The following is a 20,855-nucleotide window of genomic DNA, read 5'->3' as shown; positions in this document are numbered from 1 at the left end:
GGGCCGGGTCGCAGTCCGCCCGCGCAGCCAAGCGCCTCCCGGCCGGGTCAGATCGTCAGGGACAGCACCAGTGGGGTCGCGCTCTTGTTCAGGTGGCGGGCCGCTTCGTGGAGGCGGTGGGCGTGTTCCACGGGGAGGGAGAGCGCCAGGCAGCCCACGGCGGCGCCCGCCGTGATCGGGACCGCGGCGCAGACCGTGCCGACCGCGTACTCCTGGAGGTCGAGGACGGGGACCGTCGCCGGCTGCGTGGCCAGCTTGGAGAGCAGCACCTTCTCGCTGGTGATGGTGCGCGAGGTGAGGCGGGCCATCTTGTGCCGGGAGAGGTGGTCGCGGCGGCCGTTCAGATCGAGCTGCCCGAGCAGGCTCTTGCCCACGGCGCTGGCGTGCGCCGAGACCCGGAAGTCCACCCACTCGTTCACCGCGGGCGCCCCGGGCCCGGCCGCGTACTGCGTGATGCGGACCTCCCCGTCGATGTACCGGCTCATGTAGACCGCCGCGCCCACCGCGTCCCGCAACGCGTCCAGGGTGACCTGGAGCTTCGCGGTGAGCGCCGCCTCCCCGTCCTCGGCCGAGCCGATCCGGTCCAGCGTCTCCCCGGTGACGTACGCCCCGTCCGCGGTCTGCTGGACGTACCCCTCGCGGCGCAGCATCCGCAGCAGCGCGGTCAGCTGCTCCGCCGGCAGCCCGGTCTCGCGCGTCAGCTCGGCCTCGGTGACCCCGGTGCCGCCGTGCGCGACGGCCTCCAGCGTCCTCAGGGCGTACTGCACCGACCGGTGCGGCCGGTGGGACGACACATCGGGTTCGTGCTTCAGCGCCACGGCATCCCCCTGCAAGGATCGGTTCCGGACAGCTGGCTTCGTCCACGATAGCCGTCAACACCCCCGAAAGGGACGGAGGTTGGGGAGATTGGCGGCGCGTTCCGTGCCTCTCAGCAGGAACGCGCCACCCTGGCATATGCCACAGTCACGAACCGGCACGCGCCTGCCTGGTCACAGCACCGCGCTCAGGAACTCCCGGGTCCGGTCATGATCCGGCTCGTTGAAGATCTTCTCCGGGGTGCCCGCCTCGATGACCCGCCCCGCGTCGAACATCAGGACCTGGTCCGAGATGTCCCGGGCGAAGCTCATCTCGTGCGTCACGCAGAGCATCGTGATGTCCGTGGTGTGCGCGATGTCCCGCAGGACGTCGAGGACCCCCGCCACCAGCTCCGGGTCGAGCGCCGACGTCACCTCGTCGAGCAGCAGCACCTGCGGCCGCATGGCGAGCGCCCGCGCGATCGCCACCCGCTGCTGCTGGCCGCCGGAGAGCTGCGTCGGATACGCGTCGCACCGGTCCCCGAGCCCCACCAGGTCGAGCAGCTCGCGGGCCCGCTGCTCCGCCTCGTCCTTGGGGAGGCCGAGCACGGTGACCGGCGCCTCCATGACGTTGCGCAGCACCTTCATGTTCGGGAAGAGGTTGAACTGCTGGAAGACCATCCCGATGTTCTTGCGGACCTCGCGGATGTGCTTCTCGCCGGCCGGCACCAGCTTGCCGTTCTTCTCCTCGTGCGTGAGGTACTCGCCGCCGACCCTGATCGTGCCCTCGTCCGGCTTGAGCAGCGTCATCAGCAGCCGCAGGATCGTCGTCTTGCCGGAGCCGGACGGGCCGATCAGCGTCACGTGCTTGCCCGACGCGACGGAGAAGTCGAGCTGGTCCAGGACCGTGTTGCCGCCGAACCGCTTCACGACCTTGTCGAAGCGGATCAGTTCCGTGCCGTCCACCTTGGGATTGGGCTGGTCTTTGGAGAGGTTCGCATCAGTGGACAAGACGGCGCTCCAGGGATCGCAGGAGAAGGGACGCAAGGTAGGAGACGACGATGAAGGCGACACCGACGACCGTGAGGGCCTCCGTGTACTGGAACGTCTGGGCCGCCTGCAGGCGCGAGCGCTGGAGCAGTTCCAGGACGCCGATGCCCGCGAGCAGCGGGGTGTCCTTCAGCATCGCCACCACGTAGTTGCCGAGCGCGGGCACGACGCGGCGGACCGCCTGCGGCAGGATGACCGCCGTCCAGGTCCTGCGGTAGGACAGGCTCAGCGCGCGGGCGGCCTCCCACTGGCCGGCCGGCACGGCCTCGATGCCCGCGCGGTAGACCTGCGCCGTGTACGTCGAGTAGTGCAGGCCGATCGCGACGACACCGGTGGTCAGCGCGGAGAACTGGATGCCCGCCTCGGGCAGCACGAAGTACAGGAAGAAGAGCTGGACCAGCAGCGGGGTGTTGCGGATGAACTCCGTGATGAGCCCGACGGGCCAGCGCACGAAGCGGGTCGGCGCCCGGAAGGCGAGCGCCCAGACCAGGCCGAGGCTGAAGGAGATCAGCGAGCCGTACAGCAGGACCTGGAGAGTGACGAGGAGGCCGTCCCAGAAGTGCGGCATGAAGTCGCCGACCGCGGACCAGTCCCAGTTCGTCGCGGCTGTGGTGATCACAGGGAGGCACCTCCTCCGCCGCCCACGGGGAGCTGGGCGGTCTCGTTCTGCTGGCGCAGGCTGAGCTTGCGCATGACACCGGACCCGCTCTCGGGCCGCTGCCCGATCCCTGCCTTGGTCCTGCGCTCCAGGGCCCGCATCCCGCGGGTCAGCAGGAACGCGATGACGAAGTAGATGAGAAGCGTGAGCGAGTAGATCTCCGTGCTCTCCGTCGTCGCCAGGCGCACCAGGTACGCGGCGAAGGAGACGTCGCCGATGCCGAGCAGCGAGACCAGGGCGGTGCCCTTGAGCAGCTCGATCAGCAGGTTCGAGAACGGCGGGATCATCTCCGGCACGGCCTGCGGCAGCAGGATCAGCCGCAGCCGCTGCCACGGCGTGAAGCTCAGCGCGACCCCCGCCTCGCGCTGCGCGGGCGCCACCGCGTTCAGGGCACCGCGCACGATCTCGGCCCCGTACGCGCCGTAGGAGAGCCCGAGGGCCAGGACGGCGGCCCACATCGGGACGAGCGACCAGCCCGCGAGCTGCGGCAGGACGAAGAAGATCCAGAACATCAGGACCAGGGCGGACGTGCCGCGGAAGATCTCGGTGTAGAGGCCGGCCACGAACCGTACGATCCACAGCCGGTGCGTGCGGGCCGTGCCGACGCCGAAGGCCACCACGGTCGCGAGCGCCGCGCTGTAGACGGTCAGCTGGATCGTGATCCAGATGCCGGGCAGTACCCAGTGTTCCCACAGTCCGGCGGTCATCGGCACAGCTCCTCGGCGGTCAGCGTCGTCATCTCCGCCTTGGTGAAACCGAACGGCTGGAGGATCCGGAACAGTTCGCCGCTCTTCTTCATCTTGTGGATCTCGACGTTGAAGGCGTCCCGCAGTTTCGTGTCGGTGGGCCGGAAGGTGAAGCCGCCTCCGTCGACGTGCTTCTTGCCGTCGACCGTCGGCGCGAACGGCTCGGTGTGCTCGGCCTTGCGGCTCTTCTTGGTGACCTCGCGGGTGGTGAGGGCGGTGCCCGCGAAGACGTCGATGCGTCCCGCCTCCACCGCGTTGAGCCCGGCCACCTGGTCCTGGAGGATCACGATGTCGGACTCCTTGTACCCGGCGTCGACCGCGTACTGGATCTCCGCGTACCCGGTGCCGGTGCCGAACCTGGCCTTCGCCTTCACGACGTCGGCGTAGTTGTGCAGGTTCTTCGGGTTGCCCTTGCGGACGATGAAGGAGTCCAGCATCTGGTACTCCGGGTCGGCGAAGATGACCTGCTGACAGCGGTCCTTGTTGATGTACATCCCGGCGGAGACGACGTCGAACTGCTGCGTGTTCAGGCCGGGGATGAGCGAGGCGAAGTCGGTGGCCACCGGCTGGACGTGGCCGACACCGAGCCGTTTGAAGATGACCTTGGCCAGTTCCACCGCCTCGCCGGTGAACTCGCCGTCGTCGTCGATGTACCCGTACGGCACCTCACCCGCGATGCCGAGGCGTACCGTGCCCTGCCCCTTGAGGCGGGCGAGCGTGTCCCCGTCCGGCACCCGGCTGCAGCCTGCCGCTCCCAGGGTGCCCAGGGCGCCGAGCGCGCTCGCGCCGATCAGTAGCGACCGTCTGCGAAGAGGGCGTCTCTCCGGAGTCTCGTTTCTACGTATCTGAGTTGGTGGAGCCATGGGCGCGCGGCTACCCGACCCGACGCAAGGTATGCCGATCAATTCACGCCGCGTTCCCGGGGGATGCGGTCTTGACCCACCGGGGTGAGCGGGGCAGACCATGGCGGGCATGGCTGACTCAACGGACCGGTTCATCGAAGTCTCCCTGGCCAAGCGGGGGGTGGCCTGCACGGCGAAACTCCTCGCCGACCGCGCGCCGCTGACCTGCGCGGCGGTGTGGGACGCCCTGCCCCTCGTCTCCGACGTCTACCACGCCAAATACGCCCGCAACGAGATCTACGCCCTGTTCCCGGCATTCGCGGAACAGGAGCCACCGCTGGAGAATCCGACGGTCACTCCCATTCCGGGCGACCTCTGTTATTTCTCCTTCAACGGAACGCAGTTGGGCACCCAGTCGTACGGCTACGGCGCCGGCGCCTCCCTCGCGGCCGGCGCCCCCGTCATCGACCTCGCGCTGTTCTACGAGCGCAACAACCTGCTCCTCAACGGTGACGTGGGGTGGGTGCCCGGCATCGTGTGGGGGCAGGTGGTGGAGGGCCTGGACGAGATGGCGGCGGCGTGCCAGGACCTGTGGCGGGCAGGGGCGGTGGGTGAAACGCTCGGATTCAAGCGGGTCTAGCGCTCGCCCGGCGAGAATCAGCCCCTCCGGCGATTGAGGAGCGGGGTCCGGGAAAGCAAGCCCCTCCGGCGATTGAGGAGCGGGGTCCGGGGCGGAGCCCCGTGGCCTGAGCCCGGACGCGGGGTCCGAGCCGAGCCCCTCCCCTCAAGCGCCGGGCGGCGGGCCCGAACCCCCCGCCACCCCAGCCTCGTACAACGCATGCGCAACCCTGAGCACCAGCCCGTCCGCATGCCGCGCCCCGACCACCTGCAACCCCACCGGCAAGCCCCCGGCGAGGCCGACCGGCACCGACGCCGCAGGCTGCTGCGTCAGATTGAACGGGTACGTGAAGGGCGTCCAGCCCGTCCACCGCCGCAGCCCCGACCCCCGCGGCACCTCCACCCCCGCCTCGAACGCCGTGATCGGCAGCGTCGGCGTCAGCAGCACGTCGTACGTCGCGTGGAACAGGCCCATCCGCCGCCCGAGCGCCATCCGCGCGTCCACCGCCGCCAGATAGTCGAGCGCGCTGAAACGGGCGCCCCGCGCACAGATCTCCCGCAGCCCCGGGTCGAGCAACTCCCGCTGCGCCGCGGGCAGCCGCTGCACCACCCGGGCCGCACCGCTGAACCACAGCACGTGGAACGCCTCGACCGGGTCGGTGAAGTCGGGGTCGACCTCCTCGACGTACGCCCCGAGACCGGCCAGCCGCGTCACCGCCTCCCGCACCCGCGCGGCGACCCCCGGCGCCACGGCGACCTGCCCACCGAGCGAGGGCGAGTACGCCACCCGCAGGCCGCGCACCCCGTCGCCCAGGCCCGCCCGGAAGCTGCCCGCCGCCGGGGCGAGCCCCGACCAGTCGCGCGGGTCGGGGCCGCTGATCACGTCCATCATCAGCGCCGCGTCGGCCGCGCTGCGCGTCATCGGGCCGACGTGCGCCAGCGTCCCGAACGCGGAGGCCGGATAGAGGGGGACCCGCCCGTACGTCGGCTTCAGCGCGAAGATCCCGCAGAAGGCGGCCGGGATGCGCACCGAGCCGCCGCCGTCCGTGCCGAGCGAGAGCGGCCCCGCACCGGCGGCGACCGCCGCGGCGCTGCCGCCGCTCGACCCGCCGGAGGTGCGCGCGGGATCGTACGGATTGCGGGTGACCCCCGACAGCGGCGAGTCGGTGACGCCCTTCCAGCCGAACTCGGGGGTCGTGGTCCGGCCGGTGAAGACGGCCCCGTGCTCCCGCAGCCGCGCCACGGCCGGTGCGTCCTCGTCCCACGGGCCCCGGACCGGCACCGTGCGCGACCCGCGCAGCGCCGGTTCGCCCCGCTGCAACAGGAGGTCCTTGACCGACACCGGCACACCGTCCACCAGGCCCTGCGGTTCGCCGCGCCGCCACCGCCGCGCGCTGGCCTCGCCGGCGGCCAGCGCGCCGGCCGCGTCGACCCGGACGAACGCGTTCAGGTGCGGCTGGGTCTCCTCGATCCGGGCGAGTACCGCCCGGACGGCGTCGACGGGGCTGAACTCCCCCTTGCGGTAGCCGTCGAGCAGGTCCTGCGCGGTCAGTCCGGTGAGCTCGCTCGTCATCCGCCCCTCCACCCCGTGGCGCGGCGCCACGGATCAGCGTTTCAGGATCAGCGTTCCGGTCGGCACCGCGGTCCGGCGCCCGGGATCAGTTCCCGGGGACATACCCACGATCCTTGTCCACTACATTCGTCAGCGGCCGGCCGTCTTCCCAGCGTCCGAACAACTCCACGAACTGGCGCCCCAGTTCGTCCCGCCAGCCGACCGTGTCACCACTCATGTGCGGGGAGACGAGCAGGCCGGGAGCGGTCCACAGCGCACTGTCCGGCTTGAGCGGCTCGTGCTCGAACACGTCGAGCGCGGCGCCCGCGATCCACCGCTGGTGCAACGCGGCCACCAGGTCGTCCTCGACGACCAGCGGCCCGCGCCCCACGTTCACGAAGCGGGCGCCGGGCTGCATGAGCCCGAACCGGCGCGCGTCGAACATGGCGCGGGTCTCCTCGGTCAGCGGCGCCGCGCACACCACCCAGTCGGCGCGTGCCAGCAGCCGGTCGAGGTCGGCGGGCCCGTGCACTCCGGCCCGGGGCCGCCGCCCGACCAGCGCGGTGACGATGCCGAGCGCCGCCAGCTGCGCGGCGATCGCATGCCCGATGGGGCCCGAGCCGACGACGCAGGCCCGCGTCCCCGCGATCCGCTGCGACTCGCGGTGGCGCCACTCACGGGACGCCTGGAGGGCGAGGGTGCGCGGCAGGTCCTTGGCCATCGCGAGCACGAGCGCCGCGACGTACTCGGCGATGGGGCCGTCGAAGACACCGCGGGCATTGGTCAACACGGTGTCGGAGTCGATGAGTTCGGGGAACATCAGCCGGTCGACGCCGGCGCTCGCGGTGTGCACCCAGCGTGGCCGGGGACCCGGGCCCGGCCAGGCCGCGCGCACCGCGTCGGAGAGGAAGTCCCACACCAACAGCACGTCCGCTTCACCCAGTTGGGCGCGCAGTGCGTCCGTGTCCGTGCCGTACGGGGCGTGCAGTACCCGGGCCCGGCCGGTGAGGGCGCCGAGCCGGGGCGCCGGTTCGCCCGGCGCGGCGTCCAGGACGAGGACCGTGGGCCGGGCGCCGGCCGCGCCCCCGGGGCGCGGTTCGCCGGGACCGGACACGGCGGGGAAATCGTTTCGCAACGCGGCTCCGCTTCTCTGGAGGGGCAGGCCGGGCCACGGCCGCCGGAATCGCCGAAATGACCGGGAACATCGCGATCATGACGGGTGGACCGTCTCGCGGCATCCATCTGACATGGGCGGATTGACCACGCTGGCACCTGAACCTACCTTCGTCAACAGGGGTGTTGCGCGCGCTCGTCCCCCTCCTCTTCGCTGTCCCGACGTCCCGGCGGCGGCCCGCCGGCTGAAGCACCGCAGGGCACCATCACGTCAGCTGAACTTGGGGCATGCTCTATGGACGTCTCTTTCCTGGGGGGACCGCAGCCGCAGCGCGGCGTCGGCGTGGTCGCACCGTTCGACTTCGCCCTCGACCGCGAGCTGTGGCGCTGGGTGCCCGACGAGATCTCCCTCCACCTCACCCGTACCCCGTTCGTCCCGGTCGAGGTCAGCCTCGACCTCGCGCGCCTGGTCAGCGAGCACGAGACCCTCGGCGAGGCGGTGCGCGCCCTCGGCGCCGCCGAGCCCGAAGTCCTCGCGTACGCCTGTACGTCGGGCAGTTTCGTCGGCGGCATCGCCGGGGAGCGCGCCCTGTGCGAGGCGATGCGCCGCTCGGGCGAACTGCCCTCCCTCACCACGTCCGGCGCGCTCCTGGAGGCGCTGACCGAACTGGGCGTCCACCGCGTCGCCCTCGTCACGCCCTACACCAGGTCGGTCACCGAGTCGCTGGAGGAGTACCTGAACCAGGCGGGCGTCGAGATCGCCGGGTGCGCCGACCTCGGCCTGACCCGGCACATCTGGAAGGTCCCCTACCGGGAGGTCGCGACGATGGCGCGGGACGCGCTGGGCGGGGCGGCCGACGCGCTCTTCATCAGCTGCACGAACCTGCCGACGTACGACGTCATCCCGCAGCTGGAGGCCGAGCTGCGCATCCCGGTGATCTCGGCCAACCAGGTCACGATGTGGGCAGCCCTGCGCCGACTGGGTACGCGGGCGGTGGGGCCCTATCAGGCGCTGCTCGACCCGGCGGCGCGACGGCAGTGGCCCCTGCCGGACGAAGGACTCCGGCCCGGACACGGCCTCCCGGAACTCCCGGAGGGCCAGGAAGGGTGGGCATAGGTCATGACAGCGCTCGGATTTCTCTACCCGGGACACTCCGCGGAGGACGACTATCCGCGCATCGAGATGTTGCTCGACAGCGACATCCGGCTGCCCGTCGTCCACACGGACATCGGTGAGGACGCGCACCGCGTCGACGCGCTCCTGGAGATGGGCGCGCCCGGCCGGCTGGCGGCGGGCGTCGAGGAACTGCGGCTGGCCGGTGCCGAGGCGGTGGTCTGGGCGTGCACCTCCGCCAGCTTCGTCTTCGGCTGGGAGGGCGCGCACGAGCAGGTGCGGGGGCTGGCCGTGGCGGCGGGCCTGCCCGCCTCCAGCACCTCGTTCGCCTTCGCGCACGCCGTCCGCGAGCTGGGCGTCCAGCGGGTCGCGGTCGCCGCGACGTATCCGGCGGACGTCGCCGAGCACTTCGCGGCCTTCCTGAAGGCGGCGGGCGCCGAGGTGGTGTCGGTGCGCGGCAGCGGCATCGTCACGGCAGCGGAGGTCGGCACCTGGGGCCGGGACGAGGTCCTGGCGATGGCCCGGGCCGCGGACCACCCCGAGGCGGAGGCGGTGCTGCTGCCCGACACGGCGCTGCACACCGCGGCGCACGTGCCCGATCTGGAGCGGGAGCTGGGCAAGCCGGTCCTCACCGCCAACCAGGTCTCGGTCTGGGAGGGGCTGCGCCTGGTGGACCGCCGGGTGCACGCCCCGCAGCTGGGCTCCCTGTTCACGAAGGCGCAGGTGGTGCAGGCGTGAGCCGGTGACGGCGGCGAGGGACGGTCGCCTCCTGGGACGGCGCACGCGGCGCGCGTCCCAGGGGCGCGGGGAACCGCGCGACCAGCCACGACGAGCCGGCTGCGCGTCCCCGGGCCGGTCCGCCGCGGCGGGGGCGAGCAGAGCTGACCCCCACGGCCTCCGGGACCAGGCCGGGGAATAAAGCGGAGCACGCCTCCGTTAAGCCGGGGTCACTCAGAACCACGTCACCAGGAGGACCCCCGTGCCGGCCAACCACGACGAGATCCGCGGCGCAGCCCACGGCACCGCCCCGACCCCCCTCTCCGTCCTGGACCTGGTCACCGTGGGCGCGGGCCGCACCGCCACGCAGGCCCTGCGCACCAGTGTCGACATCGCCCGGCTCGCCGAGAGCCGCGGCTACCACCGCTACTGGGTCGCCGAGCACCACTCCATGCCCGGAGTGGCCTCGTCGTCCCCGGCCGTGATCCTGGCCCACCTCGCCGCCCACACCGAGCGCGTCCGCCTCGGCTCCGGCGGCGTCATGCTGCCCAACCACGCGCCGCTGGTCATCGCCGAGCAGTTCGGCACCCTGGAGGCGATGGCCCCCGGCCGGATCGACCTCGGCCTCGGCCGCGCCCCCGGCACCGACGGCGCCACCGCCGCCGCACTGCGCCGCACGGACCGGCTGAACGAGGGCGCGGACGACTTCCCGCAGCAACTCGCCGAGCTGACCCGCTTCCTCGACGACGACTTCCCGCAGGGCCACCGCTACGCGCGCATCCACGCGGTCCCCGGCCCCGTCCAGGCCACCTCGCCCGGCGGCGTCCAGGACCCGCACCGCCCGCCGCTGTGGCTGCTCGGCTCCTCCGGGTTCAGCGCCCGCCTCGCCGGTGTCCTCGGCCTGCCGTTCGCCTTCGCCCACCACTTCTCGGCGCAGAACACGATCCCGGCGCTCGACCTGTACCGCGAGTCGTTCCAGCCGTCCGCGGTCCTCGACGAGCCCTACGCCCTCATCGGCGTCTCGGCGCTCGCCACCGACGACGACGGCACCGAGGCCCGCCGCCAGGTCCTGGCCGCCGCGCTCAACATGGTCCGGCTGCGCACCGGTCGCCCCGGCCTGGTCCCGACGCCGGAGGAGGCGGAGGCGTACCCGTTCAACGAGATGGAGCAGGACTTCATCCGCTCCTGGAACGCCAACGTCATCCACGGCTCCGTCGACGAGGTCCGCACCGGCCTCGACGACCTCCAGAAGCGCACCGGCGCCGACGAGCTGATGCTGACGGCCAACGCCCACAGCGGCGAGGTCCGGCTGCGCTCGTACGAACTCATCGCGGACGCCTACGGGTTGCCGCGGGCCTGACCCGGCCGCCGAGGGCGCCGTACCGCCGACACGCGGGACGGCGCCCTCGCGCGTCTGCGCGCGGCGGCGCCCTACCGCTCGGCCAGCAGCCCGGAGATCCGGGCCGCCGTGACGGGCCGCGAGTACAGCCACCCCTGCCCGGTGTCGCAGCCGATCCGGCGCAGCCGCTCCGCCTGCTCGACCGTCTCCACGCACTCCGCGGTCACGGTGAGCCCGAGCCGGTGGGCCAGCTGCACCATCGCCTCCACGATCACCGCGTCCGCCGGGTCCTCGGGTCTGCCGTCGACCGCCCCGTCCGGGAACCCGCGGACGAACGCCCCGTCGAGCTTGAGCACGGACACCGGGAGCTTGCTCAGGTAGGCGAGGTTCGAGTACCCGGTGCCGAAGTCGTCGATGGCGATGCGTACGCCCATGTCGCTGAGGTCCTGCAAGGCCCGCAGCGGCCGCCCGGTGGAGCCCATCACCGCGGACTCGGTCAGCTCCAGCTGGAGCAGCTCCGCGGGGAGCCGGGTCGCCGCCAGGATGCGGGCGACGTCGGCCACCAGGTCGGAGTCCCACACCTGGCGCACCGCCACGTTCACGCTCACGAAGACCGGTGGCACCCGCGGATGGGCCAGCTGCCAGGCGCGCGCCTGCCGGCACGCGGTCTCCAGGACCCACCGCCCCAGCTCCACGATGGAGCCGTCCTCCTCGGCCAGTCCGATGAACCGATTCGGCGTCAGCAGGCCGAACTCCGGGTGCCGCCAGCGCACCAGCGCCTCCACCCCGCGCAGCCCGCCGTCGTCGAGCCGCACCAGCGGCTGGTACTCCAGGACGAACTCGCCCCGCTCGACGGCGGGCCGCAGCCCGGCGGAGAGGGCCTGCCGGGTCATCCGGCGGGCGTTGCGCTCCGGGTCGTAGAGCGTCCAGCGGGCCTTGCCGTCGGCCTTCGCCCAGTACAGCGTCGTGTCGGCGGCCTGCATCAGGTCCGTCGCGCCGGTGCCGGCGACGGGCCGCTCGACGATGCCGATCGAGGCCGACACGGCGATCCGCCGGCCGGAGAGGTCGAACGGCTCGCGCAGCGCGCTCAGCACCGTCTCCGCCAGCTCCACCAGCTGTTCGGTGCCGGTCGAGCCCTCCATGAGCAGGGCGAACTCGTCACCGCCGAGCCGGGCCACCAGCGGCGCGCCGCCGGCGTGCCGGGCCAGGTCCGCGCAGTGCGTGAGCCGCTCGGCGACGGCGGCGAGCAACCGGTCGCCGATGTGGTGGCCGAGGGTGTCGTTGACCGCCTTGAACCCGTCGAGGTCGAGGAGGCACAGCCCCACCCGGGCCTCCTGCGGAGCCTGCAGGGCGCTGGTGAGCCGCTCGAAGAACAGGGCGCGGTTGGGCAGCAGCGTCACCGGGTCGTGGGTGCGCAAGTGCCGCAGCCCGTCCTGGAGTTCGCGGTGCGCGCTGACGTCGCTGAGGGAGACCAGGACGACCTCCTCACCGGGTACGGGCGAGACGGTGATGCGCATCCACACCGGGTGGCCGGCGGCGTGCTTGAGGCGGCGGGTGCGGCCGAGCGGGGCCTGGCGTCCGCGCAGCACCTCGCGGTAGGCGTCCCAGGTACGCGGATCGGAGGCGAGGTCGAGCAGGTCGGCGGCGACGAGACCGATCAGGGGCGGGGCGCCCGCGCCGTGCAGCACGGCGAGCGCGGCCGCGTTGGCGCCCACGACCAGGCCGCCGCGGTCGACGAGCAGCATGGGCTGCGGCGCGGCGAGGAACGCGGCGCCATGGACGGTGGGCGGCGGCTGCCCGAAGGAGCGGCCACTGTCCGTGACGCGCTCGGGACGCGGGACGGGTGCCGACACCTCCGCCGCGGTCATGGGCCCTTCGGGCTGTGCGCTCACCGCTCGCTCCCGTAGTGCGTCGTCTGGTCGCGTGGTCTGGTGCGGCCGGGTCCGGGCTGGAAAGTGTGCCGATCATAGAGCCAGGTCGGAGGGGCTATCCAGCCTTGCCCAAGGGCGCGGGTGCCACGAAGCGGCCGATCCACGCCCCGCCAGATCGTTTCTGCCCGTCCCTGGCCGTACTTAAGTCGCCGCCCGACCATCTGTGACGGACCGTGACCGCTCGGGGTGTCGGCCCTCACTCTTCCGGGCCAGATAAACAGGGCGAAACCGATCAAACCCCAACACTCTGGGTGAGGTGTTCCTCTCACCCCTCCCGGAGGTCGACTTGCCGCGCCCGCTGCCACCCGAGGGAGTGGACACGCGCCGTCTGCGTGCCGCCGCAGCGGCGCTGACCGCTCTCATCGCCCTGGCCGCCACCGGTCTCGTCGCGGGGCCCGCGGCCGCGACCGCCGGCGACGATCCGTGTGCCCTGGAGCGCACCTCCGCGCACCACTCCGAGGGCCTCGACACCTGGAACTCCGCGTATCCGCGGCCCGTGAAGACCCTGAACGCGGTACTGGTCTTCCTCTCGTTCCCGGACTCGGCCCCGCTGACCACGCCGCAGGAGCTGACCGCCGACTACTTCCCGGCGACCAGCCGCTTCTTCGACCGGGCCTCCTACGGCAAGTTCGACCTGGTCCCGCACGCGCAGCGGTCCTGGCTGCGGATGCCGCGGCCCTCCACGGCGTACGGCATACAGCGTGACTGGAACCCGGCGGGCCGCAGCGCGTATCTGCGGGACGCGCTGGCGGTGGCGGACCCGGAGACGGACTTCAGCGCGTACGACATCGTGTACTTCGTCGCCGATCCGGACGCGCCGGGGGTCGACTCGGACGCCACGAAGGTCGTCAACTTCGACCAGCCGATGCGGGCGGACGGCACCGACATCCGGCGCGCCGTCACGGTCTTCGAGCGGCACCCGCCGGACCGCAACGTCCTCGCGCACGAGACGGGCCACGTCTTCGACCTGCCCGACCTCTATCACCGGCCGTCCGACGGCAAGGGCGACTGGGACACCTATGTGGGCGACTGGGACGTGATGGGCAGTCAGTTCGGTCTGGCGCCGGACCTGTTCGGCTGGCACAAGTGGAAGCTGGGCTGGCTGGAGCCGCGGCAGGTGACGTGCGTGTCCCGGACGGGGGACACGCGGCTGACGCTGGAACCGCTCAGCGCGGGGCCGCGGGCGGCGGGGGCGCCGTTCGGCACGGGTGACGGGACGAAGCTCGCGGTGGTGCGGACCGGCCCGGACACGGCGATCGCCCTGGAGGCGCGCGGCGCGAGCGGCAACGACAGCACGACGTGCACGCAGGGGGTCCTCGTCTACCGGGTACGCGGCGACTCCTCGTCCGGCGGCGGCCCGGTCCAGGTCCTGGACGCCCACCCCGGCAGCGAGGCCTGCTACGGCGACTCGGTCTACCCGCCGCTGGCGGACGCGCCGGTCGGCGAGGGCGAGAGCTTCACGGTCCCCGGCGAACGCATCCGCATCACCACGGAGAACCGCACACCAACAGGAGCCTGGACGGTAACGGTGACCACGTCCTGACCCGGCCGCGCACGACGAACGACCCAGGGCCATGACCCGGCTCGGGAACACGCCCAACGCGGCGGCCCCCGACCCGGCCGGGCCACACATTCAAACGCGGCGGGCCGCGACCCCGCCCACGGGGGTGTGGGTGGCGGAGCCCCCACAGCGCGCGGCGCAGCCGCGCAGAAACAACGGTGGCGGGACCGGTTCGCGCTTTTTGCGAACAGATCCCGCCACCGACAACGTGCGCCGCCAGGGACTCGAACCCCGGACCCGCTGATGCTGCCATCCCCCGGGGGACGACCCCCGGACCCCCAGCCGCCGCCAGACTCGACCAGGCCGGGGCACATATCCAAACGCGGCGGGCCGCGACCCGGCCCGCGGGGGTGTGGGTGGCGGAGCCCCCACAGCGCGCGGCGCAGCCGCGCAGAAACAACGGTGGCGGGACCGGTTCGCGCTTTTTGCGAACAGATCCCGCCACCGGCAACGTGCGCCGCCAGGGACTCGAACCCCGGACCCGCTGATTAAGAGTCAGCTGCTCTAACCAACTGAGCTAGCGGCGCCTGCTGACGTCGTAGACCTTAGCATCCTGATCCGGGGCAGGAAAAATCGATATGCGGGCGGCGCGGACGCAGGCCCATAGGAGGGTCTCGGGGCCGGGCAGCCAGGGGCGGCGGGTGCCGGGGGCGACGAGCCAGCGGGAGTCGGGACGCCCGGCGGCGGGTTCCGTGGGGGCGGGGACGGTGACCGCGTCGCCGGTGCCGTGGCAGAGCAGGGGCGGCACCGCGGGACCCCACTCCTCCCACTCCAGGAGCGAGGGCAGCCGCTGCGCGGTCCCCGGCGCGGAGAACAGGAGCATCCGGCCCCGGTGCGCGGCGACCGGCCCCGACCCGGGCCCCTCGGTCCAGAGCCGGTCCAGCATGCGGCGGCCGAAGATGGCGGGGACGTTCACCACGTCGAAGACGGAACCGCAGGACAGCACCACGGGCGCGGCGGGGCGGGACTGCCAGTGGGCGAGGGTGGAGCGCGGGTACGGTCCCGCGGAGGCGAGCCAGGCGGCGCCCTCGGGGGTGACGCCGCTGGCGTCCAAGTCGTGCGGGGCGCCGGGGGCCGGGGCGAGAGGGGGGTGCACGTGGTTCATGTCCCCCACATCTACCGGGCGTGAGCGACCCGTTCCCCTGAGTTGCCGGAAACGGGGACACGAGCGGCCGCGGGGGAGTATCTTGCCCGTCCGGCATATGCCAGTCGATCTTCCCGGCCCCACGGGGCAGACCACAGGGCCCGGGGCCCCACCCGGCGCACCCCGGAAAGCCCGGCTAGGGCGCCTGCTCCGAACCGCTGCGCAGCAGATCGCGGCCGAACTCGACCATCTTCTTCGCGTAGTCCTCGGTCCACTGCGCCCGCGCCCCGATCTCCGCCGCGGTCAGCCGGTCGAACCGCCGCGGATCGGCGAGCTGGGCCGCGGCGATCGCCTGGAACTCCAGCGACCGGTCGGTGGCCGCGCGGAAGGCGAGCGTCAGTTCCGTGGCGCGGGCCAGCAGCTCGCGCGGGTCCTCGATGGACTCCAGGTCGAAGAAGTGCTCCGGGTCGGCGGCGGCCTCCGCGGGCTCGAAGATCAGCGGGGCGGGCCGCAGCCGCGGCTGCGGGGTACGGGGCCGGTCGGGCTCCGCCATGGTGGTTCCTCCTAGTGCCGGGTCCGGCCCGCTCGGTGCCCGGGCCGCCTTCCATTGTCCGACGCCGCGCAAGGGCGCCTCGGCGCCCGCCCTCCGGCGACCAGCCTGGCGCCCGCCCTACGGTGTCCACGGCACCCGGTGCTCCGCCAGCCGGGCCAGCACGGCGTGGTTGGCCTCCCAGCCGTCGGGGAACTTCACGTCCACGCCCAGCTGCACCGGCTCCGTCGAGGGATGCTCGTCCAGCAGCTCGGCGACCCCGGCCCGGCACACCACGACACACGCGTGCCGGTGCCGCGACGCCAGCACGCACAGCCGGCCCGTCTCCAGATGGAACGCCGTCGCGTCCGGCCGGCCCGACAGCGGATGCAGCACCACCGTCACGTCGTACTCCCGGCCCTGCAACCGGTTGGCCGTGTCCACGGTGACGTCCCGGACGCCCAGCTCGGCCAGCGCGGCGCGGACCGCCGCCGCCTGATCGCGATGGGCGGTGCCGACGCAGATCCGGTCGGCGCCCAACGGCACCTGCCCCGGCCCCCGCTCGGACCGGGTGACGCCCTCCCTGTCGAGCAGCCGCCGCACCACGAGCGCCACCGCCCGCACCGCCTCCGGATCGGTCCGCGGCGTGTGCGCGGCGGGCAGTTCGAGCAGCCCCCAGCCGGCCCCGGCCGCCTCGTCCAGCACCCGGTCGGGGCCGGACCCGTCCGACGGCACGCGAAAGCCCAGCTCCCGCTCGCCCGCGCCGGTGCCGCTGCGGAACGGCGTGAACGGATAGAACGCCCCCGACACCAGCGGCGCCGCCGACGCCGGCAGCCGCCACGACACCGGCAGCCGGTGCTGCGGCAGCTCTGGGTTGTGCGCGAGCAGCGTCGACACCGCCGAGGCCGACGGGTCGTACGACAGGCCCGCCCACTGCTCCGCGCCGACGATCGCGAACGGGTCAAGCTGCCCCGGGTCGCCCACGAACAGCGCCCGCTCGAACAGCCCCGCCACCGCGAGCAGCGCGTCCGAGCGCATCTGGTACGCCTCGTCCACGATGGCGTGCCGCCACGGCCCGCCCGCGTCGGCGGCCTTCACGTGCGCCCACTTCGCGGCCGTCGAGATGACCACCGGCAGCGGCGCCAGGTCGCCGGCCTTCGTCGAGGTGCGCACCAGCGGCAGATCGTCGAGCGCCTTGTCGTAGGCGTCCGGGTCGCTGCTGTGCAGCCGGCCGACGGGCAGCCCGGGATTCCTCTCGTGCAGGCGCAGGACGAGATCGTCGACCTGCGCGTTCGTCTGTGCGACGACCATCAACGGGCGTCCGGCATCGGCGAGTTCGAGCGCGGCCCGCACCACCAGGGTCGACTTTCCCGCGCCGGGCGGGGAGTCGACGACGACGCCGCGCGCGTCACCGTGGAGCGTGTCGCGCAGGATCGCGTCGGTGGCCCGCGTGGCCGCGGCGGACGGGCTGAGCGAGGCCGGGTCGAGCGGGGTCACGGTCACAGCAGGTCCTCCGCGGTCACGGGATCGGGCGTCGAGGCGTCGGTGCCGGGCGGCCCGCCGTGCGTCCACGGCGTCTCCTCCGGCTCCGGCAGCCTGGGCCCGCCGCGCTGCTCGTGCTCGAACAGCGTCCAGCACACCCGGTCGCCCTTGCGCGGCACGGACCCCTCCTCCGGCTCCTTGCCCCGCCCCATCTTGTCCAGCACGCGCAGCACGACCGCGTCCCGCGCCTCGCTCTCGTACGCCACGAACTCGGCCGACTGCGGCTTGCCGTCGAGGGAACGGAACACCTTCACCCGCTCCCCGAGGTGCGGCCGGTCGTCCGTGCGGACCGTGATCAGCGGCCGCGGCCGCTTCTTGTCGTTGTACGCCGCCACGACCTCGGTCACCTCACCCGCGAACGCCTCCCCGGCGAGCCGCCGGCCCGCCATCACCAGCGGGTCGTCGAGCGCCTCCTGCGCGTCCAGGCGGGCCTGCTCCCGCTCGCGCGTCGCCAGCTTGTTCGCCGCGGTCACCGCGTCGTCGCGGCGCGGCTGCGGCGGCTCGCCCGCGGCCACCCGGTCCCGGTGCCCGGTGAAGGACCAGCGGTCCCGCGTCCAGCGCTCCGCCGCCCGCGGCCCCTCCGGCAGCGTGCACAGCAGGTCGAGCCCGCGCCACACCGCGTCCCACGTGGGCCGGGTGCGGGAGGCGACCAGCACGTGGATCTCCCGCTCGGCCGCGGTCAGCTCGGCGAGGCGGCCGTCGGCCCGGACCGCGTCCTCGGCCGCCGCCCACCGCGTACGGGCCCGGTCGTACCGCTCGATGGCCGGCGCGAGCAGCTTGTTGTCGAAGGCGGGGTCGGTGGCGGGACCCGCGGGCGGGCAGCGCAGCTGGCCGTCCGGGTCCCGGTCGAGCTCGGCGCGGAGGGCGGCCTCGGCGCCCGACGTGCCCGGCGGGGCCGCGATCCAGGCGAGCAGCGCGCCCAGGTGCTGGTCCTCCAGGCTCGACTGGCCGGTAGCCCAGTGCCGGGAGAGCAGATCGGTCATGGCGAGCAGCAGCGCGGAGCCCGGGACCCGGGCCCGCTCCCCGAAGTGCGTCAGCCAGCGGCCCAGCAGGGGCACGTGCGGCGGCGCGGGGTACGGCGTCCCGGGGTCCTGCTCCGCGGTACGGCGAAAGCGCATCGAGCGGCCGAGCAGCCGCACCAGCTCGATGCCGGCCCGGCTCGGCACGATCAGCTGCGGGGCGTCCGCGCAGAGCTCGACCTCCACCTTGACCTTCTTGCCGGTCTCCGGGTCGGTCTCGCTGCGCTCGGCGGCCTCGACCCGGCCGGCGTACCCGTCGATGTAGGGCAGGACCGTCTCGGCGAGCTGCGTCAAGAACGTGAAGCGCTGGTCGCGGTCGCGGGGCTGGGGGACGACCAGCAGGCGGGGGGAGGTGCGCTCGGTGCCGACCAGGGCGCCGAGCGGCGCGCCGGTCTCGCCCGCGGTCGTCAGCGGCACGATGACCAGCGGCTGCTGGGACAGGTGCCGGTGCCGGACGGTGGCGACGGGCTGGGCGCGGCCGGTGCTGGTCGCCTCCAGGCGGGCCAGGTGGTCGATCAGGCTCACTGGGCGGGCTCCTGGGACGGGACTCCGGCGTCGGGGGTCAGCACCGGGCGCCTCCGAGGGCCTCGGCGCGCAGGGCGGCCGCGCGGCGCAGCGCCGCCACCGTGGGGTCCGTTGGGTCGCCCGCCTCGCCGTGGGCCGCGGCGAGCACCGCGTCCACCGTGGTCAGGCCGCCGAGTTCGGCCCGCAGCGACCGGCCGAGCGCCGTCACCGCGCCCGCCTGCCGGGACCGGTCCCGGCAGTGGAAGGCCAGCTCGCACGCGGCCAGGCACTCCGGCGCGTACGTGGCGGGCACCGCCTCGACGGCCGCCGCCAGCTCCTCCGCCGGCCGGGCCGGGTCGAGGACGGTGCCGGGCGGCAGCGCGTCCGCGATCTCCTCGATGCGGGTCAGCCGGCGCAACTGGCGCCGGGTCACGGAGAGCTGCTTGCGCACGTCCACGGCGGAGGCCGCCGGCAGGTTCGAGAAGTCCTTCGGGCAGACCAGCACCGCCCGGTCGCGGACCCGCGCGCCGGTGCCCGGCAGCCGCCCGGCCACTTCCTCCAGGGCGAGCACGTAGACCGCCGCCTGCCGCGCGGCCGCGCCCACCTTCGCCGCGTCCGCCGCGCCGTCGATCATCGGGAACGACTTGATCTCGACGACCGTCCAGCTTCCGTCCGGGTGCACCACGACCGCGTCGGGCTCCAGGAAGGCCGGGCTGCCCGCCACGTCCAGGGCGAGCATCGGATGGTCGAGGAACGTCCAGGTGCCGGGGGACTCCACCGCCTCGCGCAGCGCCAGCGCCGTGCGCGCGGTGCGGCCCTCGGGGCCGATCGCCGCCAGGTCGGGGGCGCGGACCAGCTCGGGTGCGGGCTCCGGGGCGGCGGCGTCCACGCGCGCGTGCACCAGGTGCAGCAGCTGGGAGCCGCCGTCGGCCTTCACCCGGGCCTCGAACACATTGCCCCGCGCCAGGGCGAACTGGGACTGGCCGAACGCCGAGGGCGCGCCGAGCGCTTCGGCGAGCCGGGCCTTGTCCACCCCCGCGCCGTCCAGCAGCGCGCGTCTGTCGCACCCCGGGTTCGCCGCGAGCGCCGCCAGGGCGCGGGCGTCCAGGGGGCGCGGCGGATTGTCGGGGCCGCGCACCTCAGCGAGCTGGTGCCGCAGCCCCGTCGCCGGTGTCGTGCGACGTGGCGGCCTTGCGCTGTCGGGGAATTCGCTCACCCGGCGAAGTCTGGCACTCTCCACTGACAATCGGGGACCGAGTGGCGGAAGGGACGGCACGGGAACCGGCGGCGAACGCCGTCGCGGCCCGGTCCCTGATCCGCGCCGCGAGCCGGGTGACCGGCTTCGTCAGGAGCAGCCCGGCGCCCATCACGGCGGCGCCGGCCAGCGCGTCGAAGAAGTAGTGGTTGGCCGTGCCCATCACGACGAGCGTGGTGATCAGCGGGTAGGCGACGCCGGCGGCCTTCGCGTACGGGGTGCGGCCGTTGCGCCACAGCATGACGCCGCACCACAGCGCCCAGCCCACGTGCAGGCTGGGCATCGCCGCGTACTGGTTGGTCATCCCGCCGAGACCCTTGGGCGCGCTGGCGGCCCCGCCCCACCAGCCGTACGAGCTGTACTGCGCCATGGTGTCGACGAAGCCGTGCCCGGCGGTGAGCAGCCGGGGCGGGCAGGTCGGCAGCAGCGTGAAGCCGATCAGGCCGATCAGCGTGGACGTCATCAGCCAGGTCCTGGCCGCCCGGTACAGGTGGGCGCGGCGCCGGAAGATCCAGATGAGGACGGCCGGGGTGACGACGTAGTGCAGCGAGGCGTACCAGAAGTCCGCGGGGACCCCGAGCCAGGGCTCGCGGGTGAACAGACGGTTCAGCGGGTGTTCGAGGTTGAGGTGGACGGCCTTCTCGGCCCGCAATATCGCCAGGCCGTGGTCGACGGCCGTGCTCACGTCACCGCGGGCGAGCAGCCGGCCCGCCGAGTACGCCCCGTAGACCATGAGGATCAGCGGCAGCTCGGTCCACCACCGGAGCCTGACATGGGGGGTCGCCTCCGTGCGTGGTGCGTGGTCGGTCTGCGACATGCGGGCCGCTCCCCCTCTGTTTCGTCCGGCGGCCTCCGGCCACATTGCTCACCCTAAGGTGTATGTGGGG

General features: G+C 73.4%; 19 protein-coding genes and 1 tRNA gene. 5 read left to right on the top strand and 15 right to left on the bottom strand.

What is annotated here, in order from left to right; translation table 11 throughout:
• Window positions 1–47: 47 nt before the first annotated feature.
• From ACIBW6_RS04300 to ehuB, 5 genes are all read right to left on the bottom strand, one after another.
• The gene (locus ACIBW6_RS04300; RefSeq protein WP_399056513.1) at window positions 48–818 is read right to left on the bottom strand and encodes an IclR family transcriptional regulator; all 771 of its coding nucleotides are present in this window, start codon (window positions 816–818) and stop codon (window positions 48–50) included.
• Between the two features lie 171 nt (window positions 819–989).
• On the bottom strand, window positions 990–1,760 hold the full coding sequence (gene ehuA, locus ACIBW6_RS04295; RefSeq protein ID WP_399057646.1) for an ectoine/hydroxyectoine ABC transporter ATP-binding protein EhuA: 771 nt from the start codon (window positions 1,758–1,760) through the stop codon (window positions 990–992).
• Between the two features lie 34 nt (window positions 1,761–1,794).
• Entirely contained in the window at window positions 1,795–2,412 is a 618-nt protein-coding gene (gene ehuD / locus ACIBW6_RS04290; protein ID WP_399057644.1) for an ectoine/hydroxyectoine ABC transporter permease subunit EhuD, read from the bottom strand.
• A 47-nt stretch (window positions 2,413–2,459) separates the two neighbouring features.
• Entirely contained in the window at window positions 2,460–3,209 is a 750-nt protein-coding gene (ehuC, locus tag ACIBW6_RS04285) for an ectoine/hydroxyectoine ABC transporter permease subunit EhuC (protein ID WP_399056511.1), read from the bottom strand.
• Complete coding sequence (ehuB, locus tag ACIBW6_RS04280) at window positions 3,206–4,111, bottom strand: ectoine/hydroxyectoine ABC transporter substrate-binding protein EhuB (protein WP_399056508.1); 906 nt, start codon at window positions 4,109–4,111, stop codon at window positions 3,206–3,208. The genes ehuC and ehuB overlap by 4 nt, the downstream gene beginning before the upstream one ends.
• Before the next feature lie 109 nt (window positions 4,112–4,220).
• On the opposite strand from ehuB, the gene ACIBW6_RS04275 reads away from it, so the two are divergent.
• Entirely contained in the window at window positions 4,221–4,730 is a 510-nt protein-coding gene (locus ACIBW6_RS04275) for a DUF3830 family protein (RefSeq protein WP_399056506.1), read from the top strand.
• 144 nt (window positions 4,731–4,874) lie between these two features.
• Here ACIBW6_RS04275 and ACIBW6_RS04270 read toward each other — a convergent pair whose 3' ends face one another.
• Both ACIBW6_RS04270 and ACIBW6_RS04265 read right to left on the bottom strand, forming a co-directional pair.
• Window positions 4,875–6,281, bottom strand: a complete 1,407-nt coding sequence (locus ACIBW6_RS04270; protein ID WP_399056504.1) for an amidase — start codon at window positions 6,279–6,281, stop codon at window positions 4,875–4,877.
• Window positions 6,282–6,366: 85 nt separating this feature from the next.
• Window positions 6,367–7,374 carry a D-2-hydroxyacid dehydrogenase gene (locus ACIBW6_RS04265; RefSeq protein ID WP_399056502.1) on the bottom strand — a complete coding sequence of 336 codons (1,008 nt, stop codon included), beginning with the start codon at window positions 7,372–7,374 and terminating at the stop codon, window positions 6,367–6,369.
• Between the two features lie 294 nt (window positions 7,375–7,668).
• Here ACIBW6_RS04265 and ACIBW6_RS04260 point away from each other — a divergent pair, with 294 nt between their 5' ends.
• From ACIBW6_RS04260 to ACIBW6_RS04250, 3 genes are all read left to right on the top strand, one after another.
• Window positions 7,669–8,490, top strand: a complete 822-nt coding sequence (locus ACIBW6_RS04260; protein ID WP_399056500.1) for an aspartate/glutamate racemase family protein — start codon at window positions 7,669–7,671, stop codon at window positions 8,488–8,490.
• Window positions 8,491–8,493: 3 nt separating this feature from the next.
• Window positions 8,494–9,225 carry a decarboxylase gene (locus tag ACIBW6_RS04255; RefSeq protein WP_399056498.1) on the top strand — a complete coding sequence of 244 codons (732 nt, stop codon included), beginning with the start codon at window positions 8,494–8,496 and terminating at the stop codon, window positions 9,223–9,225.
• Window positions 9,226–9,466: 241 nt separating this feature from the next.
• Window positions 9,467–10,564: an LLM class flavin-dependent oxidoreductase gene (locus tag ACIBW6_RS04250; RefSeq protein ID WP_399056496.1), complete on the top strand. Its 1,098-nt coding sequence runs from the start codon at window positions 9,467–9,469 to the stop codon at window positions 10,562–10,564.
• 71 nt (window positions 10,565–10,635) lie between these two features.
• Here ACIBW6_RS04250 and ACIBW6_RS04245 read toward each other — a convergent pair whose 3' ends face one another.
• Window positions 10,636–12,435, bottom strand: a complete 1,800-nt coding sequence (locus ACIBW6_RS04245; protein ID WP_399056494.1) for a putative bifunctional diguanylate cyclase/phosphodiesterase — start codon at window positions 12,433–12,435, stop codon at window positions 10,636–10,638.
• A gap of 295 nt (window positions 12,436–12,730) precedes the next feature.
• Between ACIBW6_RS04245 and ACIBW6_RS04240 the strand changes: the two genes are divergently transcribed.
• Window positions 12,731–14,017, top strand: a complete 1,287-nt coding sequence (locus ACIBW6_RS04240) for a M6 family metalloprotease domain-containing protein (RefSeq protein ID WP_399056492.1) — start codon at window positions 12,731–12,733, stop codon at window positions 14,015–14,017.
• Between the two features lie 471 nt (window positions 14,018–14,488).
• Here the strand turns inward: ACIBW6_RS04240 and ACIBW6_RS04235 are convergent.
• The 7 genes from ACIBW6_RS04235 to ACIBW6_RS04205 all read right to left on the bottom strand — a co-directional run bounded on the left by ACIBW6_RS04235 (window position 14,489) and on the right by ACIBW6_RS04205 (window position 20,785).
• A tRNA-Lys gene (locus ACIBW6_RS04235) sits at window positions 14,489–14,562 on the bottom strand.
• Entirely contained in the window at window positions 14,553–15,140 is a 588-nt protein-coding gene (locus tag ACIBW6_RS04230; protein ID WP_399056489.1) for a bifunctional DNA primase/polymerase, read from the bottom strand. Before ACIBW6_RS04230 ends, ACIBW6_RS04235 begins: the two co-directional genes overlap by 10 nt.
• A gap of 175 nt (window positions 15,141–15,315) precedes the next feature.
• On the bottom strand, window positions 15,316–15,672 hold the full coding sequence (locus tag ACIBW6_RS04225; RefSeq protein WP_399056487.1) for a hypothetical protein: 357 nt from the start codon (window positions 15,670–15,672) through the stop codon (window positions 15,316–15,318).
• A 117-nt stretch (window positions 15,673–15,789) separates the two neighbouring features.
• The gene (locus ACIBW6_RS04220; RefSeq protein WP_399056485.1) at window positions 15,790–17,151 is read right to left on the bottom strand and encodes an AAA domain-containing protein; all 1,362 of its coding nucleotides are present in this window, start codon (window positions 17,149–17,151) and stop codon (window positions 15,790–15,792) included.
• Window positions 17,148–18,734, bottom strand: a complete 1,587-nt coding sequence (locus ACIBW6_RS04215) for a hypothetical protein (protein WP_399056482.1) — start codon at window positions 18,732–18,734, stop codon at window positions 17,148–17,150. Before ACIBW6_RS04215 ends, ACIBW6_RS04220 begins: the two co-directional genes overlap by 4 nt.
• A gap of 37 nt (window positions 18,735–18,771) precedes the next feature.
• Window positions 18,772–19,929, bottom strand: a complete 1,158-nt coding sequence (locus ACIBW6_RS04210) for a hypothetical protein (protein ID WP_399056480.1) — start codon at window positions 19,927–19,929, stop codon at window positions 18,772–18,774.
• Entirely contained in the window at window positions 19,853–20,785 is a 933-nt protein-coding gene (locus ACIBW6_RS04205; protein WP_399056478.1) for a phosphatase PAP2 family protein, read from the bottom strand. The genes ACIBW6_RS04210 and ACIBW6_RS04205 overlap by 77 nt, the downstream gene beginning before the upstream one ends.
• Between the last annotated feature and the right edge of the window lie 70 nt (window positions 20,786–20,855).

Source organism: Streptomyces sp. NPDC049813 (assembly GCF_044465085.1).
GTDB lineage: Bacteria > Actinomycetota > Actinomycetes > Streptomycetales > Streptomycetaceae > Streptomyces.
This window is presented reverse-complemented; position numbering and strand designations above follow the sequence as displayed.